The organism is Pseudomonas fakonensis, from assembly GCF_019139895.1.
Lineage (GTDB): Bacteria > Pseudomonadota > Gammaproteobacteria > Pseudomonadales > Pseudomonadaceae > Aquipseudomonas > Aquipseudomonas fakonensis.
Genome location: NZ_CP077076.1, coordinates 1,697,320 through 1,710,454 on the forward strand (window position 1 = coordinate 1,697,320; position 13,135 = coordinate 1,710,454).

Genomic DNA, 13,135 nt, shown 5'->3' on the forward strand with positions numbered 1-13,135 from the left:
CCCTTTTTTCGGTACCTGACCCGCTATGAGTTCTGCCCTGTCCATCCGACAGCTGACCAAGACCTACGGCAACGGCTTCCAGGCCCTCAAGGGCATCGACCTGGACGTCGCCGAAGGTGACTTCTTCGCCTTGCTTGGCCCCAACGGCGCCGGCAAGTCCACCACCATCGGCATCCTTTCCACCCTGGTGAACAAGACCAGCGGCACGGTCAATGTGTTCGGCCACGACCTGGACCGCGAGCCTGCGGCGCTCAAGCGCTGCCTGGGCGTGGTGCCCCAGGAGTTCAACTTCAACCAGTTCGAGAAGGTGTTCGACATCGTCGTCACCCAGGCCGGCTACTACGGCATCCCGCCCAAGGTGGCCAAGGCACGCGCCGAGCAGTACCTGACCCAACTGGGCCTGTGGGACAAGCGTGATGTGCCGTCCCGCGCGTTGTCCGGCGGCATGAAGCGCCGCCTGATGATTGCCCGTGCGTTGATCCACGAGCCGCGGCTGTTGATTCTCGACGAGCCGACTGCCGGCGTGGACATCGAGCTGCGCCGTTCGATGTGGAGCTTCTTGACCGAGCTCAACCAGAAAGGCATCACCATCATCCTCACCACCCACTACCTCGAAGAGGCCGAGCAGCTGTGCCGCAACATCGGCATCATCGACCACGGCACCATCGTCGAGAACACCAGCATGCGCCAGCTGCTGGGCAAGCTGCATGTGGAGACCTTCGTGCTCGACCTCAAGCAGGACCTGCCTGCTGCCCCCGTGCTGCAGGGCTACCCGTGCCGGCTGATCACCCCGCACACCCTTGAAGTGCAGGTGGACAAGGACATCGGCATCACCGCGCTGTTCGGCCAGCTGGCGCTGAACAACATCGAGGTGCAGAGCCTGCGCAACAAGACCAACCGCCTTGAGGAACTGTTCGTGAGCCTGGTGGAAAAGAACCTGTCGAAGGTGGCGGTATGAGTATCGAACTGCGCACCAACTGGGTGGCCCTGAACACCATCGTCTACCGCGAAGTGCGGCGCTTCCTGCGCATCTGGCCGCAGACCCTGCTGCCGCCGGCGATCACCATGGTGCTGTACTTCGTGATCTTCGGGAACCTGATCGGCCGGCAGATCGGCGACATGGGCGGGTTCACCTACATGGAGTACATCGTGCCGGGGCTGATCATGATGTCGGTGATCACCAACTCCTACGGCAACGTGGTGTCGAGCTTCTTTGGCAGCAAGTTCCAGCGCTCCATCGAGGAGCTGATGGTGTCGCCGGTGTCACCCCACACCATCCTCATCGGCTACGTGCTGGGCGGTGTGCTGCGCGGGCTGGCGGTGGGGGTGATCGTGACCTTCCTGTCGCTGTTCTTCACCCACTTGCAGGTGCATCACCTGGGGGTGACCGTGGTGGTGGTGCTGCTGACCGCGACCATTTTCTCGCTGCTGGGCTTCGTCAACGCGGTGTTCGCGCGTAACTTCGATGATATTTCGATCATCCCGACCTTCGTGCTGACGCCGTTGACCTACCTGGGCGGGGTGTTCTACTCCATCACCCTGCTGCCGCCGTTCTGGCAGACCGTGTCGCTGGCCAACCCGGTGCTGCACATGGTCAACTCGTTCCGCTACGGCATTCTAGGGGTGTCGGATATCAGCATTGGCACGGCGATCACCTTCATGCTGGTGGCCACTGCGGTGCTCTACGTGCTGTGCGTGCGCCTGCTGGTCAGCGGTCGCGGCATGCGCGCCTGAGGCCTTTGCAGCACAGCGACACTGGCGCCGGCGCCACTGCCGGCCCACCCACCAGCGCCAGTACAGTTGGGTGGTGAAGTAGGCCAGTACCCCCAGCACCACCCCGCATACCACCGAACCCAGCAAAAATGGCTGCCATAGCGTGGCCAGCTGGTCGGTGACCCAGTCGACGGTGATTTCTTCAGGCAGCGTGCGCGGCGGTACGCCCATCAGCCAGGCGCCGGTCATGTAGGTGACGAAGAACACCGGTGGCATGGTCAGCGGGTTGGTCAGCCACACCAGGCTGACCGCAATCGGCAGGTTGCCGCGCACCGGAATGGCCAGGGCGGCGGCCAGCAGCATTTGCATGGGGATGGGGATGAGTGCGGCGAACAAACCCACGCCCATGGCCCGCGCCACCGAGTGCCGGTTGAGGTGCCAGAGGTTCGGGTCGTGCAGCAGTTTGCCGAAAAAGCGTAACGACTTGTGTTCCCGGATACTGGTCGGGTCCGGCATGTAGCGTTTGAACAGACGGCGCGGCATGTGGGCTCCCGGCGGGCGTTAAGGCGCTCAGTATGCCTTCATTGAAACCCGGCCTTGTTCAGACTTTGTGACAATTGTTGAGCAAGCTTTCCACCAGAATCGGCTAAGCCTCAGGGGGCTTTTTGCTTCTGGAGCTCTAACTCATGCGCACAGGGATGCTTGCGCTGGCGCTCGGGCTGCTCAGCCTGCGCCTTCTACCCGCCTTGCCATCGGTCGGCTGGCTGATCCTCCTACTGATATTGGCGCTTGCCTGCCTGCGTACACGGCTGTGGCCGCTGGGTTGCTTGGTGCTGGGCGCCTGCTGGGCCTGTTGGTCGGCGCAGCAGGCACTGGATGGCCGCCTGGCCGCGCAGCTGGACGGCCGCACCTTGTGGCTGGAGGGGCAGGTGACCGGCTTGCCGGCGCGTACCGGGCAGGGGGTGCGCTTCGAGCTGGAACAGCCCTGGTCACGCCGCGGCGAGCTGGTATTGCCGCAACGCCTGCAACTGAGCTGGTTCGACGGCCCCGAGCTGCGCGCGGGCGAGCGCTGGCGCCTGGCGGTCAACCTACGCCGCCCCCACGGGCTGCTCAACCCCCACGGGCCGGACCGCGAGGCCTCGCTGCTGGCGCGGCGCATCGGTGCCACCGGCACGGTCAAGGCCGGCGAGCGTGTGGGGGAGGCGGCGGTCAGTTGGCGCGACGGCATTCGCCAGCGCTTGCTGGCCACCGATGCCCATGGCCGCGAGGCGGTGCTGGCGGCCTTGGTGCTGGGCGATGGCAGCGGGCTGGCACGGGACGACTGGAACACCCTGCAGGCCACCGGCACGGTGCACCTGCTGGTGATCTCCGGCCAGCATATCGGCCTGCTGGCGGGGCTGGTCTATGGCCTTGTGGCGGGGATGGCGCGGCTTGGCCTGTGGCCTGCGCGGATGCCCTGGCTGCCCTGGGCCTGCGGCCTGGCCCTGACGGCGGCGCTGGCCTATGGCTGGTTGGCGGGCTTTGGCGTGCCGGTGCAGCGTGCCTGCCTGATGCTGGCGGTGGTGTTGCTGTGGCGCTTGCGCTTTCGTCACCTGGGCGCCGCTACGCCGCTGCTGATCGCGTTACTCGGGGTGTTGCTGGTGGAGCCGCTGGCCAGCCTGTTGCCGGGGTTCTGGCTGTCGTTCGGCGCGGTGGCGGTGCTGGCGCTGTGCTTTTCGGCCCGGCTAGGTGCCTGGCGGCCCTGGCAGGCCTGGACCCGGGCGCAGTGGGTGATTGCCGTGGGCCTGCTGCCGTTGCTGCTGGCGTTGGGGTTGCCGGTCAGCCTCACGGCGCCGCTGGCCAACCTGCTGGCGGTGCCCTGGCTGAGCCTGGCGGTACTGCCACCGGCGCTGCTGGGTACTGCGCTGTTGCCGGTGCCGTTGGGCGGGGAGGGGCTGTTGTGGCTGGCCGGTTTTTCGCTGGACGGGCTGTTCAGCGTGCTGGGCTGGGTGGCCGTGCAGCACCCGCCCTGGGTGCCCGAGCCCTTGCCGCTGTGGGCCTGGCTGCTGGTGTGCCTGGGCGCGCTGCTGGTGCTGTTGCCTGCCGGGGTGCCGCTGCGTTTGCCGGGGGCGATGCTGCTGCTGGCGCTGTGGGCGCCGCGTGAGCAGGTGCCCCATGGCCAGGTGCAGGTGTGGCAGCTGGATGTCGGCCAGGGCCTGGCGGTACTGCTGCGCACCCGCCAGCACAGCCTGCTGTACGACGCAGGGCCGGCGCAGGGCGACAGCGACCTGGGCGAAAGCGTGGTGCTGCCGACCTTGCGCAAGCTGGGGGTGAGACAGCTGGACCTGCTGCTGGTCAGCCATGCCCATGCCGACCATGCCGGTGGCGCCGGCGCCATTCGCCGGGGCCTGCCCGTGTTGCGCGAGCTGGGCGGGGAGGGCACCGGCGGGGCGATTTGCAGCAGCGGTGAGCGCTGGCAGTGGGATGGCGTGGCGTTCGAGCTGTGGCATTGGCCGCAGGGGCCGTCGAGCAACGAGCGCTCCTGTGTGCTGCGGGTGCAGGCGGGCGGCGAGCGCCTGCTGTTGGCCGGCGACATGGAGGCCGGTGCCGAGCGGGCCTGGCTTGCGAGTAACGCCGATACCCGCATCGACTGGCTGCAGGCGCCGCACCATGGCAGCCGGTCGTCGTCCACTGAGCCGTTCATCCAGGCCCTGGCGCCGCGTGGGGTGCTGATATCGCGGGGGCGGCACAACAGCTTTGGGCACCCGCATGCGCAGGTGATCGAGCGCTATGGGCGCCATGGGGTGCAGGTGCATGACACGGCGCTTGACGGTGCGCTGGGGTTGCGCTTGGGCAGCCAGGGCGGTGTGGTGGGGGAGCGGGCCGGGCGCAGGTTTTGGCGGGAGGGGGGAGGCAGTTGATGATCCGGCAGCGTGCGCGATCTCTGTGGGAAGCGGCCTTGTGTCGCGATGGGCTGCAAAGCAGCCCCGGCTATTTTGCATGAGGTCGAGATCGAGGGGCCGCTTCGCGCCCCATCGCGACACAAGGCCGCTTCCCACATGGACCACATGGACCGCATGGCCATGGCGCCTGTGCTGTACCTGTAGGAGCCGGCTTGCCGGCGATAGGGCCATCAGCAGCATTCCCTGACCTCCGGCAGATGAGCCCCCCGCGCGCCTATGGTAGAGTGGCGGCCTTTTTCCGAGGGGATGCTTACTGTGTGGGAATTGGTCAAGTCTGGTGGCTGGATGATGCTGCCGATCATCCTGAGCTCCATCGCCGCCATGGCGATCGTCGTCGAACGCCTGTGGACCTTGCGCGCCAGCCGCGTCACCCCGCCGCACTTGCTGGGCCAGGTGTGGATGTGGATCAAGGACAAGCAACTCACCAGTGACAAGCTCAAGGCCCTGCGCGCCGATTCGCCGCTGGGCGAGATCCTCGCCGCGGGCCTTGCCAACTCGCGCCATGGCCGTGAAATCATGAAAGAGTGCATCGAGGAGGCCGCCTCGCGGGTCATCCACGAGCTGGAGCGCTACATCAGCACCCTCGGCACCATCGCCGCCATGGCCCCGCTGCTGGGCCTGCTGGGCACGGTGTTGGGCATGATCGACATCTTCAGCGCCTTCATGGGCTCGCAGATGACCGCCAACGCCGCAGTGCTGGCCGGTGGTATTTCCAAGGCCCTGGTCACCACGGCGGCCGGCCTGATGGTTGGTATCCCGGCGGTGTTCTTCCACCGCTTCCTGCTGCGCCGCATCGACGAGCTGGTGGTGGGCATGGAGCAGGAGGCGATCAAGCTGGTGGAAGTGCTGCAGGGCGACCGTGAAGTGGAAGTGGCCGGAGGCAAGGCGTGAAGTTTCGGCGCAACCGTCAGCGCGAGAACGTCGATATCAACCTGGCATCGTTGATCGACGTGGTGTTCGTGCTGCTGCTGTTCTTCGTGGTCACCACCACCTTCACCCGCGAGACGCAACTGCGCGTCGAGCTGCCCGAGGCGGCCAGCGCCACCCCGGGGCAGCCCGATGAAGGCAAGCTGGTCGAGATCACCATCAGCGCCGACGGCGTGTACTCGGTGAACAACCACCTGCTGCCCAAGAGCGACCTGGACACCCTCACCGAGGCCATCCAGAAGGAGTCCGGCGGCGACACCAACCTGCCGCTGGCCATCAGCGCCGACGGCAAGACCCCGCACCAGGCGGTGATCACCGCAATGGATGCGGCCGGCAAGCTCGGCTTCAGCAAGTTGCGCATGACCACCGTCGAGGCCGCGCAGGGCAACCCCTGATGGCCTTCGCCGACCGCCTGCTCGCAGCCTGGTACCAGGGCCACCCGGCCCTGGCCCTGCTGCGCCCGCTGGAGGCGCTGTACCGCCGCGTGGTGACGCGCAAGCGCGCGCGCTTCATCAGCGGCGCAAGCGCCAGCTACCGCGCCCCGGTGCCGGTGATCGTGGTGGGCAACATCACCGTCGGCGGTACCGGCAAGACACCGATGATCCTCTGGCTGATCGAACATTGCCGCCAGCAGGGGCTGAAGGTGGGTGTGGTCAGCCGCGGTTATGGCGCCAAGCCGCCGCACCACCCCTGGCGTGTCGCCGCCGACCAGCCGGCTGAACAGGCCGGCGACGAGCCTTTGCTGATCGTGCAGCGCACCGGCGTGGCACTGATGATCGACCCCGACCGTTCCCGCGCGGTGCAGGCGTTGCTGGCCAGTGATGCGCCGGACCTGATCCTGTGCGACGACGGCATGCAGCACTACCGCCTGGCCCGCGACCTGGAGCTGGTGCTGATCGACGCCGCCCGCGGCCTGGGTAATGGCCGTTGCCTGCCGGCAGGCCCTTTGCGCGAGCCCGCCGAGCGCCTGCAGGCGGCCGATGCGGTGCTGTTCAACGGCGCTGCGGCCGACCGCGAGCAGGGCTTTGCCTTTGGCCTGCAGCCCAGCGCGCTGGTCAACCTCAAAACTGGCGAGCGCCGCGCCCTTGACCTGTTTCCTGCTGGCCAGGCCATGCATGCCGTGGCCGGCATTGGTAACCCGCAACGTTTCTTCAACACCCTGCTGGCGCTAGACTGGCAGCCAGTGCCGCACCCGTTCGCCGACCATGCGCCCTACAGCCGCGAGGTGCTGTCGTTCAGCCCGCCGCTGCCGCTGGTGATGACCGAGAAGGATGCGGTGAAATGCCGGCCGTTCGCCGCCGATGACTGGTGGTACCTGGCGGTCGATGCGTTGCCGTCAGCGGCCTTCGTGGCCTGGTTCGACGGCCAGCTGCGCCGCCTGCTGCCCGGCCGTTTCTGAGCCTTTTTCACTTTCTGGCCATTGGCCTCAAGGAGCCCCCATGGACACCAAACTGCTCGATATCCTGGCCTGCCCGATCACCAAAGGCCCGCTCAAGCTCAGCGCCGACAAGACCGAGCTGATCAGCAAGGGCGCGGGCCTGGCCTACCCGATCCGCGATGGCATCCCGGTGATGCTGGAAAGCGAAGCGCGCACCCTGACCGACGACGAGCGCCTGGACAAATGAGCCTGGCCTTCACCGTGGTGATTCCTGCCCGGCTGCGCTCCACGCGCCTGCCGGGCAAGCCGTTGCTGGCGATCGCTGGCAAGCCGATGATCCAGCATGTGTGGGAGCAGGCGCGCAAGAGCGGCGCCGAGCGCGTGGTCATCGCCACCGACGACAGCAGCATCGTCGAGGCCTGCCAGGCCTTTGGCGCCGAAGTGCTGCTGACCCGCGCCGACCACGAGTCGGGCACCGACCGCCTGGCCGAGGTGGCCGCCCAACTGGGCCTGGCCGCCGATGCCATCGTGGTCAACGTGCAGGGCGACGAGCCGCTGATTCCGCCGGTGATCATCGACCAGGTGGCGGCCAACCTGGCGGCGCATCCGGAAGCCGGCATCGCGACACTCGCCGAGCCGATCCACGAGCCGCAAACCGTGTTCAACCCCAACGCGGTCAAGGTTACCAGCGACAAGCACGGCCTGGCCCTGACCTTCAGCCGCGCGCCGCTGCCCTGGGCGCGCGACGCCTTCGCCAACAGCCGCGAGCAACTGCCCGAAGGCGTGCCGTACCGCCGGCATATCGGCATGTACGCCTACCGCGTGGGCTTTTTGCAGGACTTCGTCAGCTGGGGCCCGTGCTGGCTCGAGCAAACCGAGGCGCTGGAGCAACTGCGCGCCCTGTGGCATGGCGTGCGCATTCATGTGGCCGATGCCATCGAAGCGCCTGCCGTGGGCGTCGACACCCCTGAAGACCTGGAGCGCGTGCGGCGCTTGCTGGAGGCCTGATGCGCGTTCTGTTCGTCTGCCTGGGCAACATTTGCCGCTCGCCCACCGCCGAAGGCGTGCTGCGTCACCAGTTGCAGGCCGCAGGGCTGGCTGAGGTGGTGCACGTGGCCTCGGCCGGTACTGGCGACTGGCACGTGGGCAAGGCCCCCGACAGGCGTACCTGCCAGGCGGCGCTGGCTCGCGGGTATGACCTGTCGCGCCAGCGCGCGCAGCAGGTCAAGGCGGCGCACTTCGATGAGTACGACCTGGTGCTGGCGATGGACAAGAGCAACCTGGGCAACCTGCAGGCCCTGCGCCCGCACACTGCCCGTGGCGAGCTCGACCTGTTCCTGCGCCGCTACGGCGCGGCGCTGGATGAAGTGCCCGACCCGTACTATGGCGGCACCGAAGGCTTCGAGCAGGTCCTGGACCTGATCGAGGCGGCGTGCCAGGCGCTGGTGGTGGAAATCAAGGGGCGGTTATGAGCAGCAACTGGCAGCAGCAGGTTTCGCTCAAGCCCTACAACACCTTTGGCATCGACGTGCGCGCACGCTACTTCACCCAGGCCCGTGACGACGCCGAGGCACGCCAGGCGTTGGCCGAGGCCGCCGCGCGGCAACTGCCGGTGCTGGTGGTCGGCGGCGGCAGCAATTTGCTGCTGACCCGCGATATCGACGCCCTGGTACTGCACATGGCCAGCCGTGGCCGGCGCCTGCTCAGTGACGATGGCGAACGGGTGGTGGTGGAGGCCGAGGCCGGCGAGCCCTGGCACCCGTTCGTGCAGTGGAGCCTGGAGCAGGGCCTGTGCGGGCTGGAGAACCTCAGCCTGATCCCCGGCACCGTGGGTGCTGCGCCCATGCAGAACGTCGGTGCCTATGGGGTGGAGATCAAGGACGTGTTCGCCGGGCTGACCGCGCTGGACCGTGAAACGGGCCAGCTGCGCGACTTCTCGCTGGCTGAATGCGCCTTTGGCTACCGCGACAGCCTGTTCAAGCGTGAGCCTGGCCGCTGGCTGATCCTGCGGGTGCGCTTTGCCTTGCAGCGTAGCTTGCAGGCGCACCTGGACTACGGCCCGGTGCGTCAGCGCCTGGTGGAGCAGGGCGTCGAGCAGGTTACTGCAAAGGCAATCAGCGAGGCGATCTGCAGCATTCGCCGCGAAAAACTGCCGGACCCGGCCGAGCTGGGTAATGCCGGGAGTTTCTTCAAAAACCCGGTGGTGCCGGTTGAGCTGGCAGAGCGCATTCGCGGGCAGTACCCGACCCTGGTGGGTTATCCACAGGCCGATGGCCAGGTGAAGCTGGCGGCTGGCTGGCTGATCGAGCAGGCGGGCTGGAAGGGGCATCGCGATGGCGATGCCGGGGTGCATCGGTTGCAGTCGTTGGTGCTGGTCAATTATGGCCAGGCCAGCGGGGCGCAGTTGCATGAGCTGGCGCAGCGTATCCAGGCCGATATCCTCGAGCGCTTTGGGGTGAGGCTTGAGATGGAGCCGAACCTGTACTGACCTGTAGCGGCCCTATCGCCGGCAAGGATCGCATAAGCCTGTAGGAGCCGGCTTGCCGGCGATAGGGCCAGAAGCCCAAAAGAAAAAGCCCCGCCAGTTCGCACTGGCGGGGCTTTTTCATTCAGCTAGCGGGATCAACCGTGATGAGGCTTGTGCTCGTCTTCGGTAGTTTCCAGGGCTGGGGCGGCCTCGGCGGCGGCCTGGGCAGCAGCAGCGGCTGCGGCTTCGGCTTCACGCTTGCGGCGGCGCACTTCACGCGGGTCGTTCGGCGCACGGCCGTTGGACAGCATGATGGTGGCCGGTTCCGCTTCGGCTGGAGCTTGCTCGGCGGCTACAGGCGCCTGCTCGGCGACCGCTGTTTCGACCACTTCGGCAGGGGCTTCGACCGGCTGGGCTTCAGCGACCGGAGCAGGCTGCTCGATGGCCGGGGCCTCGACCACTGGCTCGGCGGCGACGGCAACCGGTGCCTGCTCGATTTCACCTGCTTCGACGGCCGGGGCCTCGATCACAGGCTCTGCAACCACCTCAACCACGGCAGCAGGCTGCTCGATGGCGGCTTCTTCGACCACGGGCTGTGGTGCGACTTCAACCACTGGCTCGATGCTCGGCTCGATGGCGGCCGGGGCTTCGACGGGTTGCTCGACCACTGGCGCGATGGCGACGGCTTCGGCTTGCTCGACCGGCTGGGCGGCTTCGGCAGGTGCTTGTACCGGGGCTTCAACAGAGGCTTCTACCGGTGCTTCGGCAACCACGGCGCTGGCGCGTTCGGCTTGCTGGTTGGCCTGGGCTTCGGCTTCGCTGCTGATGTTGCTGGTGGCAACGGCGGCAGTGACGGCGATACCGGCGGCCAGCTCGGCACCCAGCTCAGTGGCCTGGTGCTGCTGTGGCTGCTGCTCGTCGCCGGCTTCTTCGTCGCCGTCGATCAGCTCGCCATTGGCGTTGCGCTGGCGCTCACGACGGTTGCTGCGACGGCGCTGGCCACGGGAACGGCGGCGCGGGCGCTCGCCATCGGTGCCTTCCTGCTCGTCCTGCAGCAGCTCTTCGTTCGGCAGTTGCTCCTCGGCCAGCTCGGCGGCCTGTTCGGCAACCTGCTCGTCCGGGCGCGGCTGGCGCTCTTCACGTGGGGGGCGTGGTTGACGCTCTTCACGCGGGGCGCGTTCTTCACGAGGCGCACGTTCTTCGCGTGGAGCACGCTCTTCACGAGGTGCGCGCTCTTCGCGTGGAGTACGCTCTTCACGAGGTGCGCGTTCTTCGCGTGGAGCACGCTCTTCACGCGGTGCACGTTCTTCGCGCGGTGCGCGCTCTTCACGTGGAGCACGTTCTTCACGTGGCTGACGCTCTTCGCGTTCGGCCGGGGTGGTGTCCAGCGGCTCGCGCAGTTCACGCACGCGCTCTTCGCGGTTGCCACGGCGGTCTTCACGCGGCTGGCGCGGTGCGCGCTCTTCGCGTGGGGCGCGTTCTTCGCGAGGGGCACGCTCTTCGCGTGGCTGACGCTCTTCGCGCGGTGCACGCTCGGCACGTTCTTCGCGCGGCTTGCGTTCTTCGTCGCGGCGGCCGTTGCGGTTGCGGCTTTGCTGGCGGCCGTTGCGGCGTTCTTCGTTGCGCGCCGGGCGCTCGCTGGCCGGCTTCTCGGCCGGGGCAGGGGCGGCGGCAGGCTCTTCCTTGCCGGCGAACAGGCTGACCAGCGACTTCACCAGGCCCTTGAACAGGCTTGGCTCCGGTGCGGCTGGGGCAGCTGCGGCGGCTGCAGCAGGCTGCGGCTCTTCAACGGTGCTCGGCACCGGTGCGTTGGCACGGGCCGGGGCGGTCTTCACCGCAGCTTCCTGGCGAACCAGGGTGCGGGTGGCGGTCGGCTGCGGCGCTTCTTCGGCTTCGGCTGCGGCGATCTCGTAGCTGGACTGGTTGTTCAGCACTTCCGGATTGTCGTCGCGCAGGCGCTGGACTTCGAAGTGCGGGGTTTCCAGGTGATCGTTCGGCAGGATGATGATGCGCGCACGGGTACGCAGTTCGATCTTGGTGATCGAGTTGCGTTTTTCGTTGAGCAGGAAGGCAGCCACCGGGATCGGCACCTGGGCGCGTACCTCGGCGGTACGGTCCTTCAGGGCTTCTTCCTCGATCAGGCGCAGGATGGCCAGCGACAGCGACTCGACGTCACGGATGATGCCGGTGCCCGAGCAGCGTGGGCAGACGATACCGCTGCTTTCGCCCAGCGACGGGCGCAGGCGCTGACGGGACATTTCCAGCAGGCCGAAGCGCGAGATGCGGCCAACCTGCACACGGGCACGGTCGGCTTCCAGGCATTCACGCACGCGCTCTTCGACAGCGCGTTGGTTCTTGGCCGGGGTCATGTCGATGAAGTCGATGACGATCAGGCCGCCGATGTCGCGCAAGCGCAGCTGGCGGGCGATCTCTTCAGCGGCTTCGAGGTTGGTTTGCAGGGCCGTTTCCTCGATGTCGCTGCCTTTGGTGGCGCGCGCCGAGTTGATGTCGATGGACACCAGGGCTTCGGTGGGGTCGATCACGATCGAGCCGCCGGATGGCAGGTCGACCACGCGCTGGAAGGCGGTTTCGATCTGGCTTTCGATCTGGAAGCGGTTGAACAGCGGCACGCTGTCTTCGTACAGCTTGACCTTGCTGGCGTACTGCGGCATCACCTGGCGGATGAAGGTCAGGGCTTCTTCCTGGGCGTCGATGCTGTCGATCAGCACCTCGCCGATGTCCTGGCGCAGGTAGTCGCGGATGGCGCGGATGATGACGTTGCTTTCCTGGTAGATCAGGAACGGCGCGACGCGATCTTGCGAGGCTTCCTTGATGGCGGTCCACAGCTGCAGCAGGTAGTCGAGGTCCCACTGCATTTCTTCGCTGCTGCGGCCAAGGCCTGCGGTGCGCACGATCAGGCCCATGTCGCCCGGAACGGTCAGGCCGTTCAGTGCTTCACGCAGCTCGTTGCGCTCTTCGCCTTCGATGCGGCGGGAGATGCCGCCGGCACGCGGGTTGTTGGGCATCAGCACCAGGTAGCGGCCAGCCAGGCTGATGAAGGTGGTCAGGGCAGCGCCTTTGTTGCCGCGCTCTTCCTTCTCGACCTGGACGATGACTTCCTGGCCTTCGCTCAGCACTTCCTTGATGTTGACCCGGCCTTCTGGCGCCTTCTTGAAGTATTCGCGGGAGATTTCCTTCAGCGGCAGGAAGCCGTGGCGGTCGGAGCCGAAGTCGACGAAGGCGGCTTCGAGGCTGGGCTCGATACGGGTGATCTTGCCCTTGTAGATGTTGGCCTTTTTCTGCTCGCGCGCACCGGACTCGATGTCCAGGTCGTAGAGGCGCTGGCCGTCGACCAGTGCTACACGCAACTCTTCGGGTTGAGTTGCGTTAATCAGCATTCTTTTCATGTTGTACCGTCGGTTTCCGGGCTGCCGGAAACGGCGTTCGGCACACACGACTTTTCGTGGTCGGTGCCTGGGTGCGCAAAGGGTGGCGAGCCACCCCCGTGTCTGACGACGTTCGGCACCAGCCGGTTGCCCAGCCTGCCGTTGTCGCGACGACGCGTCCTGTATCGTGGTGCCCGTAAGGCCTGCCGAGTTCTTCGAACGTGATCCGAATCAACCGAGCGGGCCTGGTGCACTCAGTCAGGAGGAGGAATCAACCTGTCGTCCGTGGACGCCACGAGGGCGTCTGTCGAGGACCTTGTCC

Annotated in this window: 12 protein-coding genes; 10 read left to right on the top strand and 2 right to left on the bottom strand. The window is 66.8% G+C overall.

The features are described from left to right. Positions 1–25 precede the first annotated feature (25 nt). Together KSS94_RS07685 and KSS94_RS07690 are read left to right on the top strand one after the other, a co-directional pair. Complete coding sequence (locus KSS94_RS07685) at positions 26–958, top strand: ABC transporter ATP-binding protein (protein ID WP_217842418.1); 933 nt, start codon at positions 26–28, stop codon at positions 956–958. Beyond that, complete coding sequence (locus tag KSS94_RS07690; protein WP_217842419.1) at positions 955–1,734, top strand: ABC transporter permease; 780 nt, start codon at positions 955–957, stop codon at positions 1,732–1,734. The genes KSS94_RS07685 and KSS94_RS07690 overlap by 4 nt, the downstream gene beginning before the upstream one ends. Here the strand turns inward: KSS94_RS07690 and KSS94_RS07695 are convergent. Continuing rightward, positions 1,618–2,256 carry a DUF2062 domain-containing protein gene (locus KSS94_RS07695; RefSeq protein WP_217842420.1) on the bottom strand — a complete coding sequence of 213 codons (639 nt, stop codon included), beginning with the start codon at positions 2,254–2,256 and terminating at the stop codon, positions 1,618–1,620. The two genes, KSS94_RS07690 and KSS94_RS07695, sit on opposite strands and share 117 nt — an antisense overlap. 143 nt (positions 2,257–2,399) lie before the next feature. Between KSS94_RS07695 and KSS94_RS07700 the strand changes: the two genes are divergently transcribed. The 8 genes from KSS94_RS07700 to murB all read left to right on the top strand — a co-directional run bounded on the left by KSS94_RS07700 (position 2,400) and on the right by murB (position 9,448). Then, positions 2,400–4,613 carry a DNA internalization-related competence protein ComEC/Rec2 gene (locus KSS94_RS07700; protein ID WP_217842421.1) on the top strand — a complete coding sequence of 738 codons (2,214 nt, stop codon included), beginning with the start codon at positions 2,400–2,402 and terminating at the stop codon, positions 4,611–4,613. Between the two features lie 297 nt (positions 4,614–4,910). Continuing rightward, positions 4,911–5,546 (top strand): MotA/TolQ/ExbB proton channel family protein, encoded by a 636-nt coding sequence (locus tag KSS94_RS07705; RefSeq protein ID WP_028690976.1) that lies wholly within the window; start codon positions 4,911–4,913, stop codon positions 5,544–5,546. After that, positions 5,543–5,977 carry an ExbD/TolR family protein gene (locus KSS94_RS07710; RefSeq protein ID WP_217842422.1) on the top strand — a complete coding sequence of 145 codons (435 nt, stop codon included), beginning with the start codon at positions 5,543–5,545 and terminating at the stop codon, positions 5,975–5,977. The genes KSS94_RS07705 and KSS94_RS07710 overlap by 4 nt, the downstream gene beginning before the upstream one ends. Further along, positions 5,977–6,981 carry a tetraacyldisaccharide 4'-kinase gene (gene lpxK, locus KSS94_RS07715; protein ID WP_217842423.1) on the top strand — a complete coding sequence of 335 codons (1,005 nt, stop codon included), beginning with the start codon at positions 5,977–5,979 and terminating at the stop codon, positions 6,979–6,981. Before KSS94_RS07710 ends, lpxK begins: the two co-directional genes overlap by 1 nt. 40 nt (positions 6,982–7,021) lie before the next feature. After that, a complete protein-coding gene (locus tag KSS94_RS07720) occupies positions 7,022–7,207 on the top strand; it encodes a Trm112 family protein (RefSeq protein WP_003247142.1) in 186 nt (61 codons plus the stop codon). After that, positions 7,204–7,968, top strand: a complete 765-nt coding sequence (gene kdsB / locus KSS94_RS07725; RefSeq protein WP_217842424.1) for a 3-deoxy-manno-octulosonate cytidylyltransferase — start codon at positions 7,204–7,206, stop codon at positions 7,966–7,968. Before KSS94_RS07720 ends, kdsB begins: the two co-directional genes overlap by 4 nt. Then, positions 7,968–8,432 (top strand): low molecular weight protein-tyrosine-phosphatase, encoded by a 465-nt coding sequence (locus KSS94_RS07730; protein WP_217842425.1) that lies wholly within the window; start codon positions 7,968–7,970, stop codon positions 8,430–8,432. The genes kdsB and KSS94_RS07730 overlap by 1 nt, the downstream gene beginning before the upstream one ends. Continuing rightward, positions 8,429–9,448, top strand: coding sequence for a UDP-N-acetylmuramate dehydrogenase (gene murB, locus KSS94_RS07735; RefSeq protein ID WP_217842426.1), 1,020 nt, complete (start codon positions 8,429–8,431; stop codon positions 9,446–9,448). Before KSS94_RS07730 ends, murB begins: the two co-directional genes overlap by 4 nt. A 134-nt stretch (positions 9,449–9,582) precedes the next feature. Here murB and rne read toward each other — a convergent pair whose 3' ends face one another. Beyond that, positions 9,583–12,834, bottom strand: coding sequence for a ribonuclease E (gene rne / locus KSS94_RS07740; RefSeq protein WP_217842427.1), 3,252 nt, complete (start codon positions 12,832–12,834; stop codon positions 9,583–9,585). Positions 12,835–13,135: the final 301 nt, after the last annotated feature.

Excerpts from the sequence above, each read along its gene's own strand:
- KSS94_RS07685 (WP_217842418.1), top strand. The coding sequence starts at position 26 with ATGAGTTCTGCCCTGTCCATCCGACAGCTGACCAAGACCTACGGCAAC.
- KSS94_RS07690 (WP_217842419.1), top strand. The coding sequence starts at position 955 with ATGAGTATCGAACTGCGCACCAACTGGGTGGCCCTGAACACCATCGTC.
- KSS94_RS07695 (WP_217842420.1), bottom strand. The coding sequence starts at position 2,256 with ATGCCGCGCCGTCTGTTCAAACGCTACATGCCGGACCCGACCAGTATC.
- KSS94_RS07700 (WP_217842421.1), top strand. The coding sequence starts at position 2,400 with ATGCGCACAGGGATGCTTGCGCTGGCGCTCGGGCTGCTCAGCCTGCGC.
- lpxK (WP_217842423.1), top strand. The coding sequence starts at position 5,977 with ATGGCCTTCGCCGACCGCCTGCTCGCAGCCTGGTACCAGGGCCACCCG.
- KSS94_RS07720 (WP_003247142.1), top strand. The coding sequence starts at position 7,022 with ATGGACACCAAACTGCTCGATATCCTGGCCTGCCCGATCACCAAAGGC.
- kdsB (WP_217842424.1), top strand. The coding sequence starts at position 7,204 with ATGAGCCTGGCCTTCACCGTGGTGATTCCTGCCCGGCTGCGCTCCACG.
- KSS94_RS07730 (WP_217842425.1), top strand. The coding sequence starts at position 7,968 with ATGCGCGTTCTGTTCGTCTGCCTGGGCAACATTTGCCGCTCGCCCACC.
- murB (WP_217842426.1), top strand. The coding sequence starts at position 8,429 with ATGAGCAGCAACTGGCAGCAGCAGGTTTCGCTCAAGCCCTACAACACC.
- rne (WP_217842427.1), bottom strand. The coding sequence starts at position 12,834 with ATGAAAAGAATGCTGATTAACGCAACTCAACCCGAAGAGTTGCGTGTA.